The sequence below is a fragment of the Tetragenococcus halophilus genome (genome assembly GCF_001712815.1).
Classification (GTDB): Bacteria; Bacillota; Bacilli; order Lactobacillales; family Enterococcaceae; genus Tetragenococcus; species Tetragenococcus halophilus.
Map to the genome: position 1 here is coordinate 2004033 of NZ_CP012047.1, position 25111 is coordinate 2029143.

Annotated in this window: 29 protein-coding genes; 3 read left to right on the forward strand and 26 right to left on the reverse strand. The window is 36.4% G+C overall.

Annotated features, from left to right (window positions below; translation table 11 throughout):
- Positions 1–111: 111 nt before the first annotated feature.
- Positions 112–483, forward strand: coding sequence for a YccF domain-containing protein (locus AC806_RS09545; RefSeq protein ID WP_061841402.1), 372 nt, complete (start codon positions 112–114; stop codon positions 481–483).
- A 66-nt stretch (positions 484–549) separates the two neighbouring features.
- Here AC806_RS09545 and AC806_RS09550 read toward each other — a convergent pair whose 3' ends face one another.
- The 7 genes from AC806_RS09550 to AC806_RS09580 form a co-directional block, all read right to left on the reverse strand.
- Positions 550–2625, reverse strand: a complete 2076-nt coding sequence (locus AC806_RS09550) for a DNA topoisomerase 3 (protein WP_069029217.1) — start codon at positions 2623–2625, stop codon at positions 550–552.
- The gene (locus AC806_RS09555) at positions 2558–2935 is read right to left on the reverse strand and encodes a DUF1033 family protein (protein ID WP_069029218.1); all 378 of its coding nucleotides are present in this window, start codon (positions 2933–2935) and stop codon (positions 2558–2560) included. Before AC806_RS09555 ends, AC806_RS09550 begins: the two co-directional genes overlap by 68 nt.
- 128 nt (positions 2936–3063) lie before the next feature.
- The gene (mnmA, locus tag AC806_RS09560) at positions 3064–4185 is read right to left on the reverse strand and encodes a tRNA 2-thiouridine(34) synthase MnmA (protein WP_069029219.1); all 1122 of its coding nucleotides are present in this window, start codon (positions 4183–4185) and stop codon (positions 3064–3066) included.
- A 305-nt stretch (positions 4186–4490) separates the two neighbouring features.
- The gene (locus tag AC806_RS09565) at positions 4491–4829 is read right to left on the reverse strand and encodes a DUF1831 domain-containing protein (RefSeq protein WP_014125500.1); all 339 of its coding nucleotides are present in this window, start codon (positions 4827–4829) and stop codon (positions 4491–4493) included.
- Positions 4830–4871: 42 nt separating this feature from the next.
- The gene (locus tag AC806_RS09570) at positions 4872–6029 is read right to left on the reverse strand and encodes a cysteine desulfurase family protein (protein ID WP_069029220.1); all 1158 of its coding nucleotides are present in this window, start codon (positions 6027–6029) and stop codon (positions 4872–4874) included.
- Positions 6030–6116: 87 nt separating this feature from the next.
- Entirely contained in the window at positions 6117–7088 is a 972-nt protein-coding gene (locus AC806_RS09575) for a ribose-phosphate diphosphokinase (protein WP_061841407.1), read from the reverse strand.
- A gap of 63 nt (positions 7089–7151) precedes the next feature.
- Positions 7152–7691: a C39 family peptidase gene (locus tag AC806_RS09580; protein WP_061841408.1), complete on the reverse strand. Its 540-nt coding sequence runs from the start codon at positions 7689–7691 to the stop codon at positions 7152–7154.
- A 199-nt stretch (positions 7692–7890) separates the two neighbouring features.
- On the opposite strand from AC806_RS09580, the gene AC806_RS09585 reads away from it, so the two are divergent.
- Both AC806_RS09585 and AC806_RS09590 read left to right on the forward strand, forming a co-directional pair.
- The gene (locus AC806_RS09585; protein WP_069029221.1) at positions 7891–9252 is read left to right on the forward strand and encodes an IS4-like element ISTeha4 family transposase; all 1362 of its coding nucleotides are present in this window, start codon (positions 7891–7893) and stop codon (positions 9250–9252) included.
- A gap of 267 nt (positions 9253–9519) precedes the next feature.
- Positions 9520–11406 carry a M13 family metallopeptidase gene (locus tag AC806_RS09590; RefSeq protein WP_069029222.1) on the forward strand — a complete coding sequence of 629 codons (1887 nt, stop codon included), beginning with the start codon at positions 9520–9522 and terminating at the stop codon, positions 11404–11406.
- A 42-nt stretch (positions 11407–11448) separates the two neighbouring features.
- Here the strand turns inward: AC806_RS09590 and AC806_RS09595 are convergent, their stop codons facing one another.
- The 19 genes from AC806_RS09595 to AC806_RS09675 all read right to left on the reverse strand — a co-directional run bounded on the left by AC806_RS09595 (position 11449) and on the right by AC806_RS09675 (position 24924).
- A complete protein-coding gene (locus tag AC806_RS09595) occupies positions 11449–12141 on the reverse strand; it encodes a 5'-methylthioadenosine/adenosylhomocysteine nucleosidase (protein ID WP_061840710.1) in 693 nt (230 codons plus the stop codon).
- Between the two features lie 24 nt (positions 12142–12165).
- Complete coding sequence (gene macP, locus AC806_RS09600; protein ID WP_061840711.1) at positions 12166–12447, reverse strand: cell wall synthase accessory phosphoprotein MacP; 282 nt, start codon at positions 12445–12447, stop codon at positions 12166–12168.
- Positions 12448–12450: 3 nt separating this feature from the next.
- Positions 12451–13020 (reverse strand): NUDIX hydrolase, encoded by a 570-nt coding sequence (locus tag AC806_RS09605; protein WP_061840712.1) that lies wholly within the window; start codon positions 13018–13020, stop codon positions 12451–12453.
- 732 nt (positions 13021–13752) lie between these two features.
- Complete coding sequence (locus tag AC806_RS09610; protein ID WP_069029223.1) at positions 13753–14079, reverse strand: phage head completion protein; 327 nt, start codon at positions 14077–14079, stop codon at positions 13753–13755.
- Positions 14063–14386, reverse strand: coding sequence for a head-tail connector protein (locus AC806_RS09615; protein WP_231960490.1), 324 nt, complete (start codon positions 14384–14386; stop codon positions 14063–14065). The genes AC806_RS09610 and AC806_RS09615 overlap by 17 nt, the downstream gene beginning before the upstream one ends.
- A gap of 76 nt (positions 14387–14462) precedes the next feature.
- Entirely contained in the window at positions 14463–15959 is a 1497-nt protein-coding gene (locus AC806_RS09620) for a phage major capsid protein (RefSeq protein ID WP_069029225.1), read from the reverse strand.
- Positions 15946–17112, reverse strand: coding sequence for a phage portal protein (locus tag AC806_RS09625; RefSeq protein WP_069029226.1), 1167 nt, complete (start codon positions 17110–17112; stop codon positions 15946–15948). Before AC806_RS09625 ends, AC806_RS09620 begins: the two co-directional genes overlap by 14 nt.
- 152 nt (positions 17113–17264) lie before the next feature.
- Positions 17265–18956 (reverse strand): terminase large subunit, encoded by a 1692-nt coding sequence (locus AC806_RS09635; RefSeq protein ID WP_069029228.1) that lies wholly within the window; start codon positions 18954–18956, stop codon positions 17265–17267.
- The gene (locus AC806_RS09640) at positions 18949–19425 is read right to left on the reverse strand and encodes a phage terminase small subunit P27 family (protein ID WP_069029229.1); all 477 of its coding nucleotides are present in this window, start codon (positions 19423–19425) and stop codon (positions 18949–18951) included. The genes AC806_RS09635 and AC806_RS09640 overlap by 8 nt, the downstream gene beginning before the upstream one ends.
- A gap of 418 nt (positions 19426–19843) precedes the next feature.
- Positions 19844–20230 carry an HNH endonuclease signature motif containing protein gene (locus AC806_RS09645; protein WP_069029230.1) on the reverse strand — a complete coding sequence of 129 codons (387 nt, stop codon included), beginning with the start codon at positions 20228–20230 and terminating at the stop codon, positions 19844–19846.
- Positions 20220–20729 carry a hypothetical protein gene (locus AC806_RS09650; RefSeq protein ID WP_069029231.1) on the reverse strand — a complete coding sequence of 170 codons (510 nt, stop codon included), beginning with the start codon at positions 20727–20729 and terminating at the stop codon, positions 20220–20222. Before AC806_RS09650 ends, AC806_RS09645 begins: the two co-directional genes overlap by 11 nt.
- 4 nt (positions 20730–20733) lie before the next feature.
- Positions 20734–20982 (reverse strand): hypothetical protein, encoded by a 249-nt coding sequence (locus tag AC806_RS09655; protein ID WP_069029232.1) that lies wholly within the window; start codon positions 20980–20982, stop codon positions 20734–20736.
- Between the two features lie 267 nt (positions 20983–21249).
- Positions 21250–22848 (reverse strand): DNA primase family protein, encoded by a 1599-nt coding sequence (locus tag AC806_RS09660; RefSeq protein ID WP_069029233.1) that lies wholly within the window; start codon positions 22846–22848, stop codon positions 21250–21252.
- The gene (locus AC806_RS09665; RefSeq protein ID WP_069029234.1) at positions 22848–23732 is read right to left on the reverse strand and encodes a primase alpha helix C-terminal domain-containing protein; all 885 of its coding nucleotides are present in this window, start codon (positions 23730–23732) and stop codon (positions 22848–22850) included. Before AC806_RS09665 ends, AC806_RS09660 begins: the two co-directional genes overlap by 1 nt.
- The gene (locus AC806_RS09670; RefSeq protein ID WP_069029235.1) at positions 23716–24033 is read right to left on the reverse strand and encodes a hypothetical protein; all 318 of its coding nucleotides are present in this window, start codon (positions 24031–24033) and stop codon (positions 23716–23718) included. Before AC806_RS09670 ends, AC806_RS09665 begins: the two co-directional genes overlap by 17 nt.
- On the reverse strand, positions 24020–24187 hold the full coding sequence (locus AC806_RS11885; RefSeq protein ID WP_156768851.1) for a hypothetical protein: 168 nt from the start codon (positions 24185–24187) through the stop codon (positions 24020–24022). The genes AC806_RS09670 and AC806_RS11885 overlap by 14 nt, the downstream gene beginning before the upstream one ends.
- On the reverse strand, positions 24180–24329 hold the full coding sequence (locus tag AC806_RS11890; protein ID WP_156768852.1) for a hypothetical protein: 150 nt from the start codon (positions 24327–24329) through the stop codon (positions 24180–24182). Before AC806_RS11890 ends, AC806_RS11885 begins: the two co-directional genes overlap by 8 nt.
- A gap of 140 nt (positions 24330–24469) precedes the next feature.
- Positions 24470–24628 carry a hypothetical protein gene (locus AC806_RS11895; RefSeq protein ID WP_156768853.1) on the reverse strand — a complete coding sequence of 53 codons (159 nt, stop codon included), beginning with the start codon at positions 24626–24628 and terminating at the stop codon, positions 24470–24472.
- A 29-nt stretch (positions 24629–24657) separates the two neighbouring features.
- Positions 24658–24924 (reverse strand): helix-turn-helix transcriptional regulator, encoded by a 267-nt coding sequence (locus tag AC806_RS09675; protein WP_069029236.1) that lies wholly within the window; start codon positions 24922–24924, stop codon positions 24658–24660.
- Positions 24925–25111 lie beyond the last annotated feature (187 nt).

Consider the following 25111-nt stretch of genomic DNA (forward strand, 5'->3'; position numbering starts at 1 on the left):
CTATTTTTATTAGAACAATCTTAGTTATATCAAGCCTTTAGTCGAGTTTTCGGTGTTTCAAGTTTTAGTTATAGTAAAATAAATAAAATTTATCAGAAAGCAGGAAAAAAGATGAATCTTTTAGGAAATTTAATTTGGTTTATTTTTGGTGGTTTGTTCGGCGGGCTTTGCTGGTTATTCGCTGCCTTGTTATGGTCTATTACAATTATTGGTATCCCTGTTGGACTGCAGTGTTTCAAACTAGCTACCATGAGTTTTTGGCCATTTGGTAAAGAAGTTATTTATTATAATAGCGGTACTTCTTTATTACTAAATATTATTTGGTTGCTTTTAAGTGGTCTACCCCTGGCTATTAGTCACCTAATAAGCGCATTCTTTTTATGTATAACAATCATTGGCATCCCTTTTGCTAGACAATCTTTTAAACTTGCACGTCTAGCATTAATGCCTTTTGGTGCGCAAATAGTATCTAGCCATTATTGATTATAATTAATTAAAAAACACCAGGTAATTCAACCTGGTGTTTTAAACATCATCCTAACATAAACGTTAGTCTTTATTCATCGCTTCTTTCATCGCGATCGCTAGTGGGCTTTCTTCTGGCTCATCTGGTTTGGAATATTGTTTTAACAAACGTTTTTCTTCTTGCTTGGACATTTTTTTCTTTTGTTCTTTTTTATTTGGGATCTTTTCGGTAATACCATCAAACTTACAACGGAAATAGGCCCCGTTTTTACCTTCAATAATTTCCATTTTCTTATGACATTGAGGACATCTATGATTACTTACCTTAGGATCCTTACGACGATGGTAACTACATTCTGAATTTGAACAAACATAGATCTTACCATTACGTGTATTTTTTTCTCTTAAGAAAGATCCACACTCCGGGCATTTCTTCTGTGTTATCGAAAAGTCTTGATACTTCTTCTGACTGTTTTTTACTTCATTAACTAACTCTTTTGTATCTTTTTCAATCTGTGCTAAAAACTTTTTGCTCGAGAATTTATTTTGTGCAATAGCTTCTAGTTCTTCTTCCCATTTCTTAGTTAAATCAGGGGTTACTAACGATGGATTTACCAAATCAAGTAATTGCTTACCTTTAGGAGAAACTTGCAAACCACTCGGTGTTCTTTCCATTAGCTCTGAACGAAGTAATTTATCAATAATTTCTGCTCGTGTAGCGGGTGTCCCTAAGCTAAATTTTTCCATCTTAGCCAGTAAACTCGCTTCATTCAAAGGTTTTGGTGGCTTGGTTAATTCTTTTTTTATAGAAAAATTAGGTTGAATTTTTTGTCCTTCTTGCCATTTGTTAACATTTTTTTCAGATTCTTCTTGACCTTTCCAGCCAGCTTCAATCATTTTATTTTGAGTAAATACAAAAGTTTCATCACCAAATTTAACTGTCGCTTTTTGTTGCAGTTTTTTATGAGCTTTAGCAAATAAAGTTAGAAAACGCGTAACAATCATATTGTAAATTTTTTGTTCGTCATTTGAAAATTTGGCTGGATTAGCGCCTTGTTCAGTAGGAATTAAACCAGAGTGATCAGATACTTTTGCATCGTTAAATACGGCTTTTTGCTCAACCTTGGCTCCTGATTTAATATAGTCTTTTACTTCAGGGGAAAAATTCGCTATTGCCTGTAGACGCTCTTTCATCGTCTTTTTCATATCGTTTGTTAGATATTTGCTATCAGTACGTGGATAAGTAACTACCTTATGCGTTTCATAAAGACTTTGAACTACAGAAAGCGTCTTTTTAGCTGAAAAACCGTACCGCTGATTAGCCTCGCGTTGAATTTCAGTTAAATCATATGGCAATGGCGCATTTTCTGTTTTATTTTTTTCATTCACAGACACTACAGCACCCGCATGCTGACTCATTTGTGTAATCAAGTTTTGTGCTTCTTGTTGTTCTTTTATTTCATAAGGATTTTTTTGTATGCGAGCTGCTTTTTGACCAGCCACCTCTAATTCAATGACATAATAGGTCTGTGGTCGAAATTTATCAATTTGTTTTTCTTGCTGCCTTACAAAAGATAATGTCGGTGTTTGAACCCTTCCGGCACTTAAACTGTCTTCATACTTCACTGTTAAAGCCCGTGAAATGTTCAGTCCTACTAACCAATCTGCTTTGGACCTAGCTAGCGCTGATTCATAAAGTGCATCATATTCTTTTGCTGGTTTTAATTGTTTGAATCCTTCTTTTATCGCTTTATTTGTTTGCGAAGAAATCCACAAACGTTTTACTGGCTTGTCAAAATGAACCCATTCGAGAATCCAGCGAGCTACTAACTCGCCTTCTCTTCCCGCATCGGTTGCAATAACAAATTCTTTAATATCTTTTCTATGAGCTAATTGTTTAATCGCTTTTAATTGTTGCCCAGTTTTTGGTAATGGTTTAATCCCAATGTTTTTGGGAATCATCGGTAATGTTTCCATTTGCCAAGTCTGCCAATTTTTATTGATATCTTCTGGCATTTTTAGACCCAATAAATGACCGAGGGCCCATGTGACAATCACATTAGGGCCTTCGTAGTAGTTCTTTGTTTTTTTATTAGCTCCTAATACTCTGCCCAGGTCTTTTGCAACGCTTGGCTTTTCCGCTAGAATTAGTTGCTTCATAAAATTTCCTTTCGCTTTCAACTGTAATTGGTTGATAATTTTTTAATAGTGCCAAACCCTTATACTGTTGCAAATCATCATCACATTCCTCACACCAACGTTCTTCACCATCATTCCAAAAAGCACTTAAGAAGTTGGTTTTAGAGTTAATATATGTATAATGATTGCAAATCAAATCCCATTTTTTCTGAAAGAAAAGTTTTGCGTCATCTAATGACAAAAAACTAGTCTCTTCTTGAATGTCATTTTGCCAATCCTCAAAAAACCACCATGGCTCGTTGTCCCCATACATGGTTATTACTTGATACATAGACTCACTCCTATAAAGTATTTTCTAAAAATAATGGTAGTGAGTTTTAAAAAAAGTTGCAATGAATTAGCTTGTGAAAATTTGTATTGCTAATAATAAAAGACAGGAAGCGCTCCTGCCTTTTATTATTAAACATATTGCAATGTTTTTGCTGCTTTATATGCGTGATCGATTAAACCGCCACCTAAGCATTCATCTCCATCATAAAAAACAACGGCTTGACCCGGGGTAATTGCCCGTACCGCTTCGTCAAAAATGACTTCAGCACGTTCATTTTCTAATAACCGTACTGTCACTGGAGTATCTTTTTGACGATAACGGAATTTGGCTGTACAACGAAATTCTTTTGGTTTTGCTTCTTCCGTTGTGAAGTGGATTTCACTTGCATCTAAGCGGTCAGCATACAACGCAGGATTTTCAAAACCTTGGCCTACATATAAAGTATTGGTGGATAAATCTTTTCCGATTACAAACCAAGGTGCGCTAGATTTACCGCCGCCGCCGATACCTAAACCTTGACGTTGACCGATTGTATAATACATTAATCCATCGTGTTGTCCTTTAATTTCTCTATCAAGTGTCATCATATCGCCTTTTTGCGCTGGTAGGTAATTACTTAAGAATTGTTTGAAATTCCGTTCGCCAATAAAGCATACGCCGGTAGAATCTTTTTTCTTGGCTGTGGCAAGTCCAGCATTTTCAGCAATTTCACGAACTTCTGACTTTTCGATGTTTCCCAGAGGAAATTTCACTTTAGCAAGTTGTTCTTGAGACAATTGACTTAAAAAGTAAGTTTGGTCCTTATTATTATCAGCGCCGCGCAACATATGTACTACACCGTTTTCGTCTTTTTCTACTTGCGCATAGTGTCCTGTTGCTACATAGTCAGCACCTAAGTCCATTGCATAATCTAAGAAAGCTTTAAATTTAATTTCTTTGTTACACATTACATCCGGATTAGGCGTACGTCCTGCACGATATTCTGCTAAAAAGTATTCAAATACACGATCCCAGTATTCTTTTTCAAAATTGACAGAATAATAAGGAATACCAATTTGATCTGCTACTTTTGCAACATCTTTATAATCTTCAGTTGCAGTGCAAACGCCATTTTCATCTGTGTCGTCCCAATTTTTCATAAAAATACCAACGACATCATACCCTTGTTCTTTCATCAAAAGGGCTGTGACAGACGAGTCTACTCCGCCACTCATTCCGACGACAACGCGTGTGTTGCTGTTGTCAGTCATGCTATCACCATCATTTCAATATAGATTCTGAAATATCTACGATTTGAAGGTCGCAACTTTCCAGTAATTGCCATTATACAGCAGAACCCAAAGAATTTCACGCAAGGATTCTTAAAGTCAATAAATAATTAAAAGAACAAATATGAGAGAGTGAAGCTTCGATCTATTCCTCATGTTTTCAAACATGATGAGTAAAAACGAAAAACACTCCCTGAAAATATAAAATTAAAAATGATTTTTCCCATAGTAAAATCTAACAAAAAACTTGCAAATTCTATTTTGCAAGTTTTAAATAATAAACTATTTTAAGCTTTTTCAAATAATCCGCGGTCGATAAATCCATCCATCAAAAAATAAAATTTTTCCTGTAACAATTCATTTTTCATCTTAAAAATGTTCACTGCCTTTAAACCGTTAGCTGTTGTCACTGACATCTTCATTTTTTGGATATCTTTATCTACAGTAATTTTCAGTTTCAGTCCTTCTTTACTCTGCGGGGTCGCTTCAAGGGGACGAATCAATTGAAAGTTTCCACTGGATGTTTCACTAAAGCCATTATCGCGCAAAGTATATTTTTTAGCCGTAGGGGCTAGTTTATAACTAGTCTGTGCGCCTAAAATTGTTGTTACTTCTTGAAAAGCCATTTTTTCACCTCATCAATACTTTTAACATTATTATAAGGGCTTTTATCCGGTTTTTCTAGTATTTCTTTTCAAACGTTCTACAGTGTCGATAATCGTTTGCGCAAAACGATCTACCTCATCTTCAGTATTACCATAACCAAAGCTTATACGCACAGACTCCCCAATAGCTGGCGATTTTTTTCCATACATTGCTTCAAGCACATGGGAAGGTTCAACATTGCCAGCCGTACAAGCAGAGCCAGTGGAAATAGCAAACCCTTTTAAATCTAAGTGCATCAACATCAGGTCATTAGAAATACCCGCAAATTGTAGATTTAATACATGAGATAATTTATTTTCTATATCGCCATTTACGTGATACTCAATTCCTGCAGCTGTTAAAGCGTTCAATAATTGAGTAGAAAAAGCTTGGTACTTTTCTTGATTACTCTTTTGTACTTCTGGGGATAAACATTCAATTGCTTTAGCCATTCCACAAATAGCTGCCAAATTTTGCGTGCCTGCTCGACGTTTTTCTTCTTGTTCTCCGCCATGCAAAAAAACAGGAAGACTGACATCGTCACGTTTATATAAAAAGCCGACCCCTTTAGGACCGTTAAACTTATGGGCAGATACACTCAACAAATCTACCTGTAATTCATTCGGATGAACTGCAATTTTCCCGTAAGCTTGTACAGCGTCCGTGTGGAAAACTGCTGGATGATCTTTTAATAATTCGCCAACCTCAGCGATGGGAAAAAGATTACCCGTCTCATTGTTTGCCATCATAATTGAAACGAGAATAGTATCATCACGTAAAGCTTTCTTTACCTCATCAACAGACAATTGTCCATTTTCATCTACTGCTAAATAGGTCACTTCAAAACCTATTTTTTCTAAGTATTTGGCCGTATTCAAAACCGCTGGATGTTCGACTGCGGTTGTGATAATATGCTTTCCTTGCTTTTGTTTAGACAAAGCTGTCTCAATTAACGCTGTATTATCACTTTCTGTCCCCCCACTATTAAAAATAATTTCATGCGGTTTTACCTGCAAGCTATCCGCGATGACTTGTCTGGCATTTTCTAACTTTGCTTGCCCATTACGGCCATATTGATGGATACTAGAAGGGTTACCGAAAGTTTCTGCCATCACTTTACTCATTTCGTCGATCACAGCTGGATGCATAGGCGTCGTTGCTGCATGATCTAAATAAGTCATTTTCTCACCTTCTTTTATTTACAACTTAAACCATTATTGAGAAAAATACCAATGAAAAAATTCAATATTTTTCCATTGGTTTCTTTTTTACAAAAAATCTTTATCTACTTTATTAAATAAAGGGCTCATTGGTGTATTTTCATGAATTCTTTTAACACCTTCGCCTAGCAGTTTTGCGCAAGTAATGTAGCTGGCATTTTGAGGTTGTTGCTCTTTTTCAGTTAAACAAGAATCGGTCACACAAATATCAAGAATTTCTGATTGCTCCAACACTTCTTTTGCACCGTCAGAAAATAATGCGTGAGAAGCACATGCGTACACCTTGTTAGCGCCATTTGCTTTTAAAAGCTCTGCAGCATTGGCTAAAGTTTTTCCAGTGTTCAAAATATCATCAACGAGGATACAGCTCTTATCTTGAACGTCTCCAATCACGTAACCTTCGTCTGCTTCTGTCTCACCTTGATCAACGATTGCAATCGTTGTATCCAAATACTCTGCCAAGCTTCGTGCACGTTGAACACCGCTATTTTTGGGTGAAACAACAACATAGTCATCATCCATCATACCTTTTTCCCGATAATATTGTGCAAACAAAGGCATGGTAAACAAATTATCAACAGGAATATCAAAAAAACCTTGGACTTGTACTGTATGAAGATCTAACGTTAATACACGAGTGGCCCCCGCTTCGACAATAAGATTAGCAATCAACTTTGCCGTAATCGGTTCGTGAGGATTCGCTGTGCGGTCTTGTCGTGCATAGGCATAATAAGGCAAAACGACATTAATCGTTTTTGCACTTGCACGTTTCATCGCATCAATCATGATTAATAATTCCATATAATAATCATTCACCGGTCGATTGGTAGCCTGGATGATAAAGGTATCTACTCCTCGTACACTTTCTTCGATGCTGATAGAAATTTCCCCATCACTAAAGCTTTTAATCGAGCACTCGCCTAATTCTGTGCCAAAAACTCGAGCGACCTTTTTTGCTAGTGGAATATTACCATTCAAACTAAAAATTTTTAACGATTCATCTTCATTTTTTGCGACCATGTGTGCCTCCAATTAAACTTTTTCTCTATTTTAACATATTTTTATTCTAATTTGCCATGATGTTTAAGGTAAAGAAATCGTGCCATTTATCCATTTTGCGGGAATAATTTTCTGATAACTTCCCCAATTGTCATGAATTTTTACAAAACGTTGCCCTTTATCTGTTTCCTTGTAAGCATAAGCAACGACCCAATGATTCCCGTAACTGCTTCCTAAATATTTATTCAGCCCAATAATTACAGGCTTTCCTTGATCAATCCTTTTAGTTACACGTTGCCAGCCGCCAATCATGGTCGCACGCGCCTGATAACTAAGACCAAAGTAAGAAAAATAACTTGATAGTCCATGAGCTAGCTGAAAAGCAATTGTAGGCCAGCCCCGTTTTTGAATAAATAAGCGTAGAAAATGCACTAAATGCGTATTATTTTTACTATTTTTTTCCCGAATAAAACTTGGAACAATCGACTCATCTAAATTATCCTGATAAAAAGCTATGAACACACTAGCTGCGTTTGTCCCACATAAACCATTTTTAGAAGTGATCCAATTTTTATATGGTTCGAACTTATCTGCTGTTAAGCCAACCCACTGATTTTCCTCCATAACTATCCCCTCTTTTTAACATTGTACTATAACTATTCAGCAAAAATCATTTATCACTTCTTATCTAAAACTTGAAAGTTCAAAAATACAGTTCATCCCTTGATAAATAAACGTTTTTTGATACAAAAATAGCATGAACGACTCAAAACTTGGTATAATAGAATTACCAAAAAACCACTAACCAAGGAGTGTTCATGCCATGTCAATTATAACACAAAAAACGTCAAATTCAGAAAAAATTTCCAACTCTGTGAGTGATTTTTTTCATCGATTCCATGTGGCTTCTGCGTTGAAAAAGGCAAACGCAGTCCATAAAAGGGGTTTTTCGGTTCCTGTTATTTTTTCGTTTTTATTGGCCTCGATCTTTACCAACGGTTCTACCTATCGGTTTTACCAAAAGCAGAAGGAACAGTTGCCTTTTTCGGATAAGACCTTTCGCAATGTCTTGAATGATCCGCACATTCATTGGCAAAAATTACTGATCTTAGTGGCTAAATCCGTCATTACTTTCCTACGTCCATTGACGGATGATGCCCGAAAGACCACGTTTATCGTGGATGACTCCATGTATACCCGCTCGAATGCGAAAAAAGTGGAATGTGCCGCTTTACAATACGACCATGCCAAGAAAAAATATTTCAAAGGATTTCGTTATTTACAATTAGGCTGGAGTGATGGCAATAGCTTTGTCCCTGTTGCTTTTTCGTTGCTCTCCGGGAAAAGAAAGCTCCAATCTGATCTTGATATCGGGGATCAACGCACGAATAGGGGGAAACGTAAAGCTCAAGCGCTTCGTAAAGGCACGGAAGTGACACTGGAACTGCTTCGATCGGCTTTGAACCAAGGGATCTCTGCAGATTATGTTTTATTTGACACCTGGTTTTCCAGTCCCAAAATGTTCCAACAGGTCCGTGACCTGAAATGCCACTGCGTAGCGATGGTTAAACGTAGTCAAAAGATCTACTATCGTTATCAAGGCCAAAAGATGGATGTCAAAGAAATCTTCAAACGAAATAAAAAGCGCCGCGGTCGTTCTCGCTATCTTTTGAGTGTCCAAGTAGAAGCTGTCGTAGAAGGGAAAATCCTTCCCATTAAGTTGGTATATATTCGCAATCGCAATAAACGAAACGACTATTTGGTCTTAGCTTCGACCGATATCGATCTGACCGAAGACGAGATCATTCAGCTCTATGCTAGACGCTGGTCGGTGGAAGTCTACTTCAAGATGTGCAAACAATACTTAAAATTAGCCAAGTACCAAGGGATTTCTTATGACGGGATCTTTGCGCATACGACACTGGTAGCTATCGGTTATATGATCCTAGCGGTGCAAGAACGTGAAAGTAAAGACGACCGAACGCTTGGCGAGTTATTTTATCTTCTCATTGATGAGCTTTCCGAGCTTTCTGTATCGGAAGCCATTCTGCAATTACTCGTTTTATTTCAAGAAGCTTTTGCGGATGAATATGTTTTGGATGAAGCCGTATTAAATAACATTATCGAACAGTTCCTTGAAAAACTACCTTTCTCCATGCAAAAACAGCTCAAGCAAGCAGGTTGAAGTTAATTTTGTGCATAAGATGCTTGGTATACCAAGGGATAAGTATCGAAAAATAGGTTTCAAGTTTTAGTTCTTATCTTTAATATAGCCATTACTTTTACGTACTTGAATCCAAAAACTTCCTTACCGGACACTCATTTGCCTAACTTAAGTCCAAACGGTTACCTTTTGGCTCTTACATTAATTTACATTTAAAGCTTATAAAATAAGAAACTTGTTTCTCTTTTTTATTTGTATCATAATTGATGATATGAATGGAGGTTAAAAATGACAAATATAAAAGATGATTTTTATGAAGCTGTTAACCAAGATTGGTTAGAAACTGCAGAAATCCCGTCTGATAAGCCCGCTACAGGAGGATTTCAAGATATAGCAGAAAATATTGAACAACTTTTAATCAAGCAATTAAACGAAATGAGTGTAGATGAAAGTAAAATCCCTGAAGGTAAAATGAAGGAAGCTATCGCTTTTTATCGTTTAGCAAATGATTATGACAAAAGAAATTCGCTCAAATCCGAACCGATCCAAGATCTGCTTGACCGGATTCAGGAGATCGATAGTTATCAAGATCTTAACCAACAATTAGCTAGTTGGATAAAAGATGGACTTCCCTTACCTTTTGAATTTTTTGTCGATGCGGATATGAAAGATACGCAAAAACATGCTTTATACCTGGCGCCAACTGCTTTAATTTTACCAGACAAAACCTATTATGATAGTGAACAAGGTGAAAAATTATTGCAAGTCTTTTTTGATATGGTAGTTGAACTGTTGAATCTGACAGGGTGTAGCCAATCAGAAAGCGAAACAATTGCAGAACAAGCACTAGCTTTTGATCGAAGTTTAGTCCCCTATGTGCGTACAGCCGAAGAAAATGCTGACTATACCAAAATCTACAACCCTCGGGATAGAAAAACTGTCACTACTTATTCTGATCAAATTGATCTTACACAAGCTTTTGATCAATTATTTGATGACACGGTTGAACAAGTCATTATCACCGAACCTGAATATTTCGAAAACTTTAATACCTTTATCACAGACGGTCACTTACCTTTACTAAAAAGTTGGATGTTTGCATTAACTGTCGTTGGCTATGCCAGATACTTAAGTGAAGATTTCCGGCAAGCAGCCAGCCAATATCGCCGTGCTTTATCCGGCATTGAAAATATCCCTAGTCAAGAAAAAGCCGCTTTCCATTTAACTTTAAACCAATTTGATCAAATTATTGGTCTTTACTATGGAAAAAATTATTTTGGTAAAAAAGCAAAACAAGATGTAGAGCATATGGTTCATTCAATGATTGCTATCTATAAGGATCGTTTAAAACAAAACGATTGGCTAGGAGAAGCAACGAAAGAAAAGGCAGTTTTAAAATTAGATAATATAGGAATTAACGTAGGTTACCCAGATAAAATTCCGGCTGTCTATCATCAATTAGTAACCAATAAAGAAGACTCTCTGGTTGCTAATGTTCGAAATTTTTCAAAGCTAGCGAGACTCGCTAACTTTAAGAAATTCAAAAAGCCTGTAGATCGGAATGAATGGGAAATGGCCGCTTCTACTGTAAATGCCTATTATAATGGCTCCTTAAACATCATTGTCTTCCCAGCAGCGATTTTACAAGCACCGTTTTATAGCCTTGAACAATCAGCAAGTGCTAACTATGGCGGAATTGGTGCTGTGATTGCCCATGAAATTTCTCATGCTTTTGACAATAACGGCGCGAAATTTGATGAGTACGGAAATATGAACAATTGGTGGACAAAAGAAGATCTGGCTTCCTTTGAAAAACTGGCGCAAGAAATGATCAAAGAGTTTGATGGTTTACAATTTGCTGGTGGTACAGTCAACGGTAAACTAACAGTCTCAGAAAATATCGCAGATGCTGGTGGACTCAGCTGTGCTTTAGAGGCAGCGAAAAAAGAAGATCAAAATCACTTAGAAGCTTTCTTTTATAACTGGGCCAAAATTTGGCGCACAAAAGCAAAAGAACAATATCAACAGTTATTGTTAGCTATCGATGTACACGCACCAGCAAAACTAAGAGCCAATGTTCAGCTACAAAATCTAGACGACTTTTTCACTGTTTTCGACATCCAGTCTACTGATGGGATGTACCGCAAACCTGAAAATCGAGTGAAAATTTGGTAATTAAAAAAAGAAGGCGACAGATTTTCCTGTCGTCTTCTTTTTTTAATTAGAGCGGATAAATGTCAGCACCATCTCAGCTGAACGTTGACCTGCTTCATCAATAAACTCATCAAAACTTTGCGTCGCAGCATGATCCGCTGTATCGCTCATTGCTCGAATAACAACTACCGGTACATCAAATTGGTAAGCTGTTTGAGCGATTGCTGTTCCCTCCATTTCACAACACAAGGCTGCTGGAAAATGACTTAAAATTTCTTGGATTTTATCTTGATCATCGATAAAAGAATCCCCCGTAACAATCAAACCTTTTTTTATAGAAAGATTAGATTTCTCTGCTGCAACAGTAATTTGTGCCACTAGCTTACTATTTGTTTCATAATACAGAGGCATTCCACCTGGAAGTTGACCATAACTATACCCAAAGCCTGTAGCATCTACATCATAATAAGCTAGCTTTTCTGCGATAACCACATCTCCAACGGACAGTCCTTCACCGATCCCGCCAGCCGATCCGGTATTAATTAAAAGATCGACTTGGTAGTGTTGAATCAGAAGACTTGCTGTGAGTGAAGCCAATACTTTACCAATACCGGACTGTACGACAATCACTTCATTGCCAGCTATTTCGCCAGAATAAAAAGTGGCGCCAGCTTTCTCCCATTTTTTTATTTCTTTGAACGATTCAGTCAAAACTTTTACTTCTTGTGCCATTGCACCAATAATTCCTATTTTCATGTCTTTCCTACCTTTTCATCAAATTTATATAAAGAAAACCATCATTAACACCAGTACCAGTAATAAAAATACAATAACGATCCATTTCATCAAGAAACTATTCATTTGTCTTGAGCGCTGGTTTTGACTAGATCGTGTTGCGTTAAGAGGTTTATTTTTTTTTAATTGTTTACGATAATAATTATCGATTCGTTGCTCCTCTTTATGATATTGTGTTTCCTCTTGTCTTTGTTCTTCTTGCTTTTTTTCGTCTTCAACACGATGCTTGCGCAACTGCGAGCGAGAAATAAGCGGACCTTTTGCCATAGGTTAAACACTCCCTTGTGCGATCAACAATTTCCACCAGGTGATCGCATAAATCGTTTTAGCATCACAAATCGTTTGGTCTTTAATTGCCTGCTCAGCTTCATCTAATGTCAATTCGTAAAGCTCAAGCAGCTCATCTTCATCTTGTGATCTAGGATGAGATGTTTTTTTGATATCATTGGCTTGATAAATATACATCATCTCATTGGAAAAACCAGGTGATAAATACATTGAAGTAAGAAAAGTCATAGAACCACACTTATATCCAGTTTCTTCTTCTAATTCCCTTTTTCCTGTCTCTGCTGGATGATTCCCTTCGCCTTCATCAATTTTACCCGCAGGTATCTCTAAAATCACTTTTTCCATTGGTTTTCTAAATTGACGTACAAACACCATCTTATTTTCTGGCGTTAGCGCAATAATTCCCACGCCCCCTGCATGGAAAACTAATTCTCGTTTAGAAGTTTGACCATTGGGAAGCCTTACATCATCTAAAGCCACGTCAATGATTTTTCCTTTATATATTTCTTTTCTAGTTAGCGTTTTTTCTGCAAAATCGTTAAAATTCAGCATTATTTCACCAATCTTTCTTTTTTTTCCTACACAGTTTCTTATATTTTAACACAAAAAAAGTTATGTTTTTTCTAAACAATGAAAAAACTGTATAATAGCACGGTTTAGGCTTGTCTATTATTAAAGTCTTTAGATATTTCTTTAGATTTATATTTTTGCGCTGGGGGCATACATAATTTTTATACTAAAACTAGCCTATTAGCTCATGCTTTTAGGCTTTTTTATGTATATAGGAGCATTCTAAGCACTTTAAAACTTTTTAGATGAATGATTATCCATTAAAAAAGCTCAGAAAGCTTGATATAAAAGAGAAAGAGGCCACTCTTTAAAAAAGAATGGCCTTAAAGAAAAAAAGAAAAAGAAAGAAGAGGCGAAAAGATAAGAATGCCATTAGTCTTTAAACAGAAACTGCTGGCAATGATACACCCTAATGTACCCCTTCTTTAAAACGTCTAGCCCCACAGCTAAACGTTCTACCCTCACTATTATACCTTAATATTTTTTGGATATATAAAGGTAGTAGGCGATTTCCACCGCCTTCCTACTTCATAAATTGTGACGTCTAACCGTTTGCCTTTCCTAGTCCACAAGCTTGCTAGCAACTTGCTACAATTTTTCAGTCTGGCAATCGGTTCGGGTGCTACCCTAGCATAATAAAAGACGATCAAGCTTCTTTCTGCTTGTCTATATTATACCATTTTTCGCATTTGTTTACAATTGTAAATTACACTTTTAAGCCTTCACAACTAGCACCATATAAGCTTTTTCGGCATAATCTGGATTGATTTCAAGAATGTTATAATCCTTGTCACGCCATCTTACTTTCATTTCACCATCAATTGAATAATCTTGCTGCTGTCGAATCACAATTTCTAAAGAATTTTGATATTCTGTATCAAATTGCGCTTTTATATCTTGAATAAATTGTGTACGCACCTTAGCCCAGCAAGAAAACAATTCTTTTTCTTCGGTCATACCTGCTTCGGGTCCGTCAGATTCAACCAATTCAATAAAAGTCACACGTTCTTGTAACTCATTTGGATTATTCACTATCGGCATGCCACGCACTTCCTCTCAATTGCTGTATTAAGCTTGTTACTGTAAACGGAATATGCTCCACGTCTGAAATTTGTTGGTTCACGTACCAATGTTGAACTAATAACGATACTGTCCAATCAAATTGCTGATATTTTTTAAATTCTTCTTTGTCTAGTCGGCTATCTACCGCATGAATTACATAACTTTCTGCTGTGGCTATGAGTTGTTCTATTAATTCATCATCTAAACTGTGATCAATCCGTAAGCTGTTCTTCACGTCTTCAATTTCAACCATTTTTTCACTCCCTATAAAAAAAGCAGGGAACACATCCGTATGCGTTCCCCACCAGTCTATTCTTCTAATTTTGTTTTATCTACCTTAGCTTTTCCAACTGTTGGCGGTATTACTCCCCCGAATTGCCCTCGTTATCTGGCGTAAATTCAACATAAACAGAAGCTTCATCATCAATTTTCTTGTAGTCGTTGCGGATAATTGCCGCTAGTCCTTGAGAATAAAAGTCGAATTTTTCCCATTGGGTCGTTACTTGGTTACGACGAGCCACAAAGACCGATTGCGCAATATCGCCCACAATCATTGGATAAGTGCCTTGTTTTGGATTAGCAAACAATTTATCACTAACTAAAACCACAGGCAATCCAAATAAGCTTTTACCGCTTGGTGCTGTTACATCAGGTTGTAAGATATAACGACCGTCTGAATCTTTCAATGTATCTAAGTGATTAAAGCCTGATTGATTCAAAATCGCGGTTTTATCTAAAGCAGGATCTAAAGTTACATTGTTGATTTCTTTTAATCCATCTAAGGTAGATACGGACTTTTTAGGAAAGTCTTTCAATACATTAATAATATGTTTGTTGTCTGTATTATCAACTAGTTTTGTTAGTTGTTCCTTGACTTCTTGCACAATATTTACTTCAGAATCTTCTACAACTTCATTCGATAAAGCAATCTTACCCGCACGAGTTTCAACTTTATACTCTACATTAGCAAACATGTCTGCGTCTATGTCTTCAATTTCTGCCAGTTCTTCTTTTGTGGCCAAAATGGCTTCTTGATTGGTTGCAACTGGGTAAGTACCTTGACCATTAGAAACGTTTTTTACGGTCGCATATTGGGCTAAGTTGTAATCTGAACGTTTTAAGTCGAATACTTCGCCAATAACTTCTTCAGGTACAACGGCCGCAGCGTTTTCTGTTGTTACATCTCTAACTTCGCCTTTGGAACGGATATAGTTTTCATAGTTTCGTACTTCTGTGTTTTGATTGTCAATTAATGTTTTTTCCATTTTATTAGCTCCTTTTTGTTTTTCTTGTTGTTTCTTAATGAATTTATTATATGAACGCTTGTTCACTTGTACATTGGGTGAATCATAAGCGGGCATAGTTACCACACTTACTTCTGGAATATTCTTAATGTTTTTAATGCTGCGTGTCACTTCGCCGCTTTCTTCGTCTTCGTCAAAAGAATCAATACCTAACTCAAAGCCAAAGCTCATAGAATCCACAACACCCGTTGAAACATTTTCGTACACGTCTTTAGCATAGGTGGTATCATTTAGCGTTGCTTCAAAATGCAATCCCACGTCATCAACTTCAATTTTTAACGTATCATTTTTCACGCTAGCTAGTGGTTTACTATAATCATGGTCATATAGCAAGAAACAGTTAGAAAAATCAACGTCTTTTAATGCTTCGGGCGTAATAACTTCAACAAAGCCCCCTAAATCCTTGCTAGGTTCATCAAATTTCAATGCATACCCACTAATGGTTTTTGTTTCTTCTTCGCTTTCCTCGTCCTTGTTGTCCACTTCTTTTTCTTTTGCTTCCAACTCGGCTTCTTCCGTCAAGCGTTTTTCTTTTTCTTCATCATTGTTCGCCATTGTCTGTGTTCTCCTTTCGTTGATACTCTTCTAAAGTATCTAAATATGTGTAATTCAAACTTGCTAGCATACGATCGCCACCCTCCACAGGTGGAAGTCCTACCTTTGAACGTCCTTCATTAATCGTAATCAACGAACCTTGGACTTGATTCAAGATATTTTTTACTTTAGTATCTGGGTCGCTTTCTAACATACGGTCAACATTGAAACGAAAATTAGTTTCTAGCTTTCGATTTAATTCACTGGTAAAACAATTAAAGTAATGAATTAAGGTTTCTTTTACGTAAATCAGATTACTTTGTGAAGTATTACTATGCGTATTTTCCACCCCTAAACGTTCTACGGGAATACGGAACGCTGCCGCAATTTGTCGGCTTGTCCAATCGTGTGAGTTGGCTAACTTCAACACATCTGTATTAATTTCTAAGTTTTTGTAGTCCATTGATTCATCTAAAATAATGGTTCTCAATGTATTGTCGCCATTGTCTGCCCCGTTAGCTTCTTCAAATTTTTCTCGAATGTTTTTCTTGGCTTCATTGTCTAAATCAGCTTTATTTACTTTTAAGATGCCATTACCATTTACCCCACGAGAAAAGAAATTACTAATCATTTTGTTACCTGTCTTTTGAATTTTCATTTCATCACGCAAGGCATAGAGCGGGCTTAATCCTGTTAAGCCATCTTGCGTGAAGAATTTAAAGTGTAATATATCTTCAGGCTTTACACGTCGTTTTTTCTCACCAACGCTATAACGTAATTCCCCGTTATCGGTCTGTGTGACCGTTACAGAAGAGTTTGGCAATAATTCAATGGCTTGCACCTTGTTGCCATTTCGTCGTATTTCGGCATAACTATTACCGTTTAATAACATGTTAACTGCCAACGCAAACTTTAAATGCCAACCGTCCATCACTTCGTTAGGTTGACCATTGATTAATTCGGTCAATCGATTATCCTTTTGAGGCAATCCATTCTTTATAATTTGAAGTGGACTAGAAGCCACATCACTTGCAATGATTGAAACAGCGGTAAAGATATCACTATTGCGAATAGCACCCACACTGCTATAACTGCCATTATCTGATTGCATAGTAACCACTGCGTCAAGAAATGGGTCGCCAGTTGTACTTTGTTTCTTTGTAAAGAATCCCAATTATCTAACCCCCTTTCTCATAATTAATGATGAATGCTATAACTATTAGGATAATTCCCAGCGCTAACAAACCATAAAAGATACTTGTTAGAAATGTAATAGCCACGGTTATGCAAAAAAAGCCAGCGATTAGTAACACCGCCTGTACATTATTAGAAAGAAAATGCTTCAGATTTGTAAAATTCATTGTCCGCCACACTCCTTTCTTGATTTTCATAATGATTCATAGCAAACACGTAAGCATTCATTAATGCTGCGATTGGATCAATTTTATTACTGTTCTTAGCTTTGTTGATTTGAATACCGTTGTTGTCTTCCTTAGTTAAAGCGTTATTTACGGCATGCGTTAAGATGGTATTCTTTGAATGAATGATATTTCCCGCAAAAACTTGTTCCCTAAAAGTCCGAGTTGGCACGTTTAATGTTCGTGTGCCTTGTCGTACTTCTAACATTGGGTAGTTTTCTTTTTCTGCCATTGAAATAATTGAGTTTGCATTATACGGATCATAACAAATCCCTTGTAAATCCAATTCATTCTCTTCAATCAATCCTTGAATGAAGTCAAATACTTGTTCATAATCTACAATGCCACTTTCTAGTTGTGTAATGGAACACTCGCCTACCTGCTCTAACTTCCGATAAGGTAAGCCATCTTTCTTTTCTTTGCTTTCTAAGCCATACTTAGTGGCCACAAATGAATGACTATCACAGTAAAGCTTGCCATCAATAGGCACAATCCAAGAAACAGAAGTTAAGTCATCCGTTTTCGATAAATCAATACCAATATAAATAGGGTTGCCCTTAATCGTCTGTGGTTGGACTTCTACGGCGTTCCAATCTTTCGCAGGTAAATAACTATCCTCACTTGCTTGACGCCACAAATTGAAGTTTTTAACCAATACAGCGTTTAAATTGTCTTGTTTCAAAGCCAACTGTACATCATCTTGAATAGCTGAAATCATTGTTTTTTTGATTTCTTCGCTTTCAAAAATTGGGTTTGCCTTAATCCACTTTGATTGGTCATGGATTTCTTTTTCGTCGTCCAATTCCCAAATAGCAATAAAATAGCGTTCGGATTCATCTAACCCTTTTAGAATGCGATCAGCTAACAAATAATCCGAATACAGCGGTACATTCAAATCTAAGCCCGCTGTGGTTATCGTGGCCAACAAACCATTTTTTTGGTTCATCATGCCTGATTTCAACACGTTTTCTACTTTGCGTGTCTTTGCCTCGTGGGCTTCATCTCGAATCGCTACCGTAGCGCCGAACCCGTCCAATGTATTGGTTTCACTGGCCAAAGCCATAGCAAAACTATTGCTTGGTTTATGTACAATTTTCGATTGCATAATTTTCAATTGTTGCCGCATGAATTTACTTTGTTTAGAAACGGCTTGAAGTGAATTAGCCAGCATATCATAGCCAATTCTAGCCTGTTTGGTGCTATTAGCTGTAAATAATACCTGCCTACCTTCTGCGGGTTCTTTTTCCATAATTAAGGCGTTTGCCCCAATCCCACTTGCAAGATAGGTCTTAGAGTTTTTACGACTCATAGAGATTAATGCACGGTTAAAACGTCGTAAATCCCCTTGTTTTGTCCTCCAACCATACAATGAACCAATGATAAACTTCTGAAAGCCTAGCATTTTGATTGTGTTGCCATCTGTTCCGGGTAATAATTCCATGAATTGAATAGCCTTATTGGCTTGTTTTTCATCAAATATATAAGGAAAGTCTTCCAATTTGCTGCGTTCCAAGTCATTTTTATGACGTTGGCAAGCGTTTTTTATCTTCTCAGGCGCTAATAATTCGCCAGATAGCACTTTTTCAATGTAATCATTCATTATTCATCAACTCTGCAAACGGATCTTTTTCAGGCTCAGCTTTCGCTTTGTTTAAAGCCATTTTCTGCCGTTCAATCATCGTCATACCCAAAGCCGTAGAAGCTGCTTTTAAGTCATGCATAGCTCGTGATTGTGTCCGTACAGCTGGGTTTTCTCGCTTACTGCCATCTTTATTATTTTGAAATGTACCATATTTCTTTATTTCGTGTTCACTTTGTTTTATTCGAGCAAAAGCCAAACAATAAGCTACAAAATTGCCATAGTCGGTTTCACTCATAGGAAAATCTTTTTTTAAAATAGGAAGCAATCTTTTCCATTCAGCTTTAGCAGCTTGCGGAAAATAAGCAGGGGGGTCGGTCATTGAAAAGTCTTCATAATTGAACAGCTCTTTCAAAGCGTCTTGCCGTTGGGCATTATCCTCATTACTGGATTTTTGTTTATCATCTTTTAGTAAATTGATATTTGCCACGTTCTTCCCTCCTTTTTTTAGTTTATATAGGCTGTTGCGCTGGTCGTGTGTTCGTGTTCGATTCAGATTCACGGGCGCTCAGTATCGAAAGCCTTTATTTGGTTGTCTGTACTATATCAGCTACACCTGTATTATAACAGATAAACATATAGATTACAATAGTAAACACACTTTGATGATAGTTATTTAACCATATAAAAAAAGACCTTATATAACGTAATCATCACATAAAACGTTGATATAAAGCCTTTTTAAATCGGGTTTTTGTAAACAAATGAGATGCGGCTCGTTTTTTTGCCGAAAGACAAGCGCCCCCATTTGTTATTTTATTTTTTTAATTTTTATTTTTTGAAAATAAATTTTTTGAATTTTTCTTCAGCTACTAGTACAGATTTTTAATCTGTTATAGTACAGAAAATTATTTTTTTATTTTCCTTTTTTCTTGTTCTTCTTTTGTTTTCTTCCAGTGGCAAGACTTGCATAACGATTGAAGATTATTTTCATCTAACCGTTTATCCCAATCATCACGTACTTCAATAATATGGTCGACTAACTCCGCTTGGCGTACAATGCCATCTTTTAAACAATGCTCACATACTGGATGATTGATTCTATACTGCTTAGATAGTCTTTGCCATTGCTTAGACTTGTAAAACCAAAAGTATTTACCACCAATCTTTTTTCTATTTTCGTAATTGTCATAAAGATTCTTCTTTGCTTCTGGTTCATGCTTACTACAATATGTTTGGTTATAGTCAACCAATGCATTACATCCAGCATGATTGCATAATCGTTTAGGCTTCATCTAATTGCCTCACAGCTTCCACACAGAACGCACGGAACAACTCTTCATGTATTTGTGTAATGATGATCTCATAACGCTTAGCTGCTTCTTTCGTAGTGATTAAATGAATCTCTGTTACTTCTGGCCAATAGAAACTAAATTCTTTGGCATACATCTTCAACGTTGTTAAGTCTGTCATGTTCAAACCTTTAGTAGTAACAAGCTTCTTATCATATGGATATGGTTGCGTCAGAAGTACAGTATAGTGCCTAGTAGTATCACGTAGGTACATGGCATGGTCTAACCATGGGTAGTAAGATAGGCCACGGTCGCTAGGGGTACGTCCTGCGTTATAACCCCTATCCCCATGCAATAGCTTAGATAAGTCTTTAACAGGCTCATAGGGTGCTTGCTTATCAAAGCCCATACGTTTTATAAAGAACCGATAAGCAGCTTTGCGTAATGCTAGGTCTTCCCCAGTATTGGGGAAAGGATAGTTGTTTGTTGATTGCCAGTTCATATTATCACTCCTTATTAAAATTTATATCTGAAATTGAACCATTGATTTTTTGTAGTATAGTAACCATTTCTTCATGTTCATGTTTTGTGTTTGCAAGGTCATCATAAACGATCGTGATAATCTCAATATGCCCTTGATTCTGTATATCCATCTGAACCACTTTTACATCATCATTCTTTGCTAGCCATTCGTTCATTGATAATATAGCTCTGTTATCTGGTCGTGCTCCTACAAATCTGTTTACTTGTTGCATGATATTGTCTCCTTTTTTAGTTTTGTTCCAGTTTTTGGGCAGGTTTGGGCAGGTTTTGTTCCAAAAAAAACGCTGCAACCATTGTTATGATAAGGGTGTTCCAATTGTTCCAGTTTTTTTGCACATACATTTATATATATATAATTAGTATACTTATCTTTTAATTCATTATATGTAGCAAAAACTTGGAACAATTGCCCAAACACTGGTATTACGGGAAAAAACTTGGAACAAAGTTGCCCAAAACTTGGAACAATTGGAACAAATTTATCTATTTAATCCGTCATTGATATAAGAAGCTGTTAACTCTAAACCGACGTACCTTTGTGAATTAGATCCCCCATCATTAAACTGACTTCTACTTTTTCTTTTTGTAATCCCTTTGGTTTCTAAATATTTACGAAATTCTTGGTTAGATTTGGGAGAATAACCATTTTGGTGGCAAAATGCTTTATATTCAGCAAATACCGTGGAAGAAAGCTCCCCTCTGTCGTCACCAGGATGAATTTTGACACTAGTTGATATAAATTCACCGATATGATCATTTTCATTGATCCAATTGTTAGTGGCTTCTAACAAACTTTCCGGTTTCGTAAACAATGCACGCTTACCATCAAAAATTTTCCTAAATTCTTGGATACAAGAGTAAGCAAACGCTGCTGCTTCTTCTTTAACCTTGTTCATATCGTGTTCTTTCCAAAAAGTGGCAGAATCTAAACGTTGATTGCCGTTTAGAAATGGTATAACAACCAATCTATGAGAAAAGCCCTCTGTTAAGTCTTTAAACCTCGGCAACGTGTTCGCACTAAATATCAACTTCGCATGGTTTCGCATAGTAAAGCCTTGCACCCCTTTATATTGAGCGAATAACGAATCATTCCCCGTTAACCTTTTTATAATACTGCTGTCTTCTATATAATCGTCTTTAATATCAGCACTAACGTTTACAGCCTTACCCAATAACTCTACAACCTGAAAACGATCATCTGATAAATCTTGCGGTGTTACAGAAGAAACATTATCTTCACAAAAAATATTTTCTGATAAGAAATTAAGAAAGCTCGATTTCCCCTCACCGCCTGAACCTTTTAAAAACACCATTTCTTGCGCTGGCGCGTGACTTCTATAAAACGTATACCCAATAAATTGCTTTAAGAAAAGTGCATTCTCTCCAACCAAACCATCTAATAAAGAATCTGTGTACGGCGTATCTCTACCGCTAGTGTCCAAATCATAATCATACGAAAGCAATATATAATCTTTTGCCTCATGAGGTTTCATTTTGTCAGTCAAGATATTATATGTGCCATTTTTAAATACGACTAGCTCCGGTTTACTCCTATCAAACGGCGTTTCACTCGGATAACTTGGATCATAAACCTTTTGAAGAATGTATATTCTCGACCAAGGGATATATTTCTGGTCATAATACCCCCAGTTTTGTAATTCCCTCAAAACTTCACGTTCAACAAAGAATCTCATTTCATCTTTTCCTGCGAAATAACGCCATGCACCTTTCTTTTTCCCATAAACAGCGCCTACTTGTAGTTTGGGATACTTTACAAGGTGAAATCTTTTAATAATCATATCGCCCATTTTTTCGTGGTCAAAACCATGTTCTATGGAATATTTAGGAGGTTTTATTTCCGTGTCTACTATGCCTGTGAACCAAACCCAACAAGGCGTTGTTTTTTTAAGCTCTTCTACCGCCTCATTAAAATAATCGCTGCCTTTATCTTTAGCCTCTTTTTCAATTTTGTTCACTTCAATGTTTATATGAAATGGTTCAAGTTCTTTTGGTTCTTCTTGCTTTACCTTTTCAAAACTGATAATTGATTTTTCAATATCTTTTGGAATGGTCTTCATCAAATAGCAACCCCTCTCTTTCTTGTTTCTTTATCTAATATGCTCAAATAAATTTTATTCACTTGTTCATCACTCAAAGGCGGATTAATAAAGTTTTGGTTGATTACATCAGCCATCATATAAGCATTTTGCGCCTCTACACCTTGATTTAACATCGTGCCTATAACACTGGTTAGCCACACATCACGGTTGCCCTCGGCTGTACCTTCAATAACCTTATTGAGAAACACGCCTGTATATTTTCCGCCTACATTCCTGTAATTGGTCGTAAAGGAAAGTTTGTTTTCCTTTCTTTTCGGTTCATATAGCCATTTTTTTACTTCCAACGGTTCGCCGTCTTGCTTTACGATTAATTTTTCAGAACTACAAGCATTAAGATATGGCAAACCCATGCACTGGCTGTAAGTTTCACTTTTGGGGTCACAAGGTAACCCAATGTGTTCAATTAGATTTACAATCAAACGACCATTTTCTTTTTGATTGTATGATCGGTTAGTGTCTATTACTAACCGATACCGCATGCCATAATCTGGCAAGTTATTCTTGATCGTTGGGTATAAAATGAAGCGAATACCTTTTAGTTTCTCTTTAATCGTATTTACAAACTTTGTATACAGCATATTGCCTAAGTCGTCATAATCTAATGTAACTAATTCTTTTTCTATCAGATTGCTATTATTTCGTGTATTGTTTTTTAATTTCCCAGCGATAAAATACCCGATTTTATTACTTTTAAACTTATCAATTTCTTTTGAAGTGCTTTTCTCGGTTATTTCTGGTGCTTTTTGTGGCGGAAACTCCAGTAACTCTTCAAACGGTGCTTTCTCGCTCTCTGATGGCTTCATTTTAGCTGTTCTATATCCTTGACTAACGTACATCATCATTTTCAACCTCCAAAGATTCAAATAAACTAGTATTTTTAGTAGATTCTTGAAGGTTGTCTTCCTCGTTATAAATATCTGTTAACACATCAGAAATCTCTTGAATTTGATTTTGTATATTTATGATGTTGTTTTGTACGCTGTCTAATTCTTTATTTAAGAAATAATGAACAGCGCCATTATCTTTGTTATCCCTGCTTACCGCTACATTATCTAATAGCATTTCTGCCAAATTTAAATGATCCGCTAAATTAGTGAGCTTACACGCTTGTGTGAACATTTCTTCATTATTATTTCTTTGCATTGTGTTTATCCTCCTCGTTGATTTCGTCCCATGAAAGATGAAATTGTTTAAATAGTTGATTTAATTCTTTATGTTTACGTTCAGCGTCATTTCTGTTTTTAATATATTCATTTGCAAGTCTTGCTGCTTTCTGAATGGCTTCTTGTCTATCCATTTTTAGCCCTCCACTCGTCAGAATCTATGAGTAATAACTGTATGGCTGGTAAAACAACCATTGCTTTCAATAAAAGTGGTAGTGGCGACACAATGGCTATTAAAGCTATAATAAACAGTCTTCTTCTTGTTTTAAATTTCATTTTATTACCTCCAAAAGCTTGCTATTTAAGGCTTTTCAGGTTATAATATAAGAAATTGGTTTATATTATAACCGTATATTTTGCCTTGCCTTTTTGCTACGTCTGCCAGGACTTTTTAGCAAAAGGCTTTTTCTTTGTCTTCATTTATTTCCTCGTTCTTTTTGTCTGTCTACTGCTTTTAATCCGTTTATTAAACCTTTTATATAACTCTCTTCATCTTCCACGTTGATTGGAATATATTTTGATAAACGAATCATAATAATTTTTGCTTGCTTCTCGTATTCTTTTTGTTCCTTCATGCTCCCTACACGCCCCAGTTGTAGTAAGATTATTTTTGTTTACTTAGTAAATATTTTGTTACTTCTTCACGATCAAAAAAAGTTATACCGTCTATTACAATTGACTTCATGCCTTCACGTTCAAGCTTGTTAAGTGAATTTCTTGAGATTCCAAGCCATTCAGCTGTTTCGCCTTTGCGTAAAAAGCGTTTATCTACGCCCGCATTATGTTTTGCTTCAGCAATGGCTTGTTTGGTTGTTTCGTAAATAAATTGTTGTAAAGAAGCGCTTTGTTCGTCTGTTAGCATTACTTGCATTTGTTTCACCTCTCCTTACACGATGTAACTATCGGCGTCATATCGTTTATTTATAAAGCGAAACTATCGGCGTTTCGCTTTGTAAAATCATCTTAACATTAATTAAAGTCAATTGCAACTATCGGCGTCAAAAAATATACTTACGAAACTATTGGCGTCTAATTGTTATTTATGCTAGACTTATAGC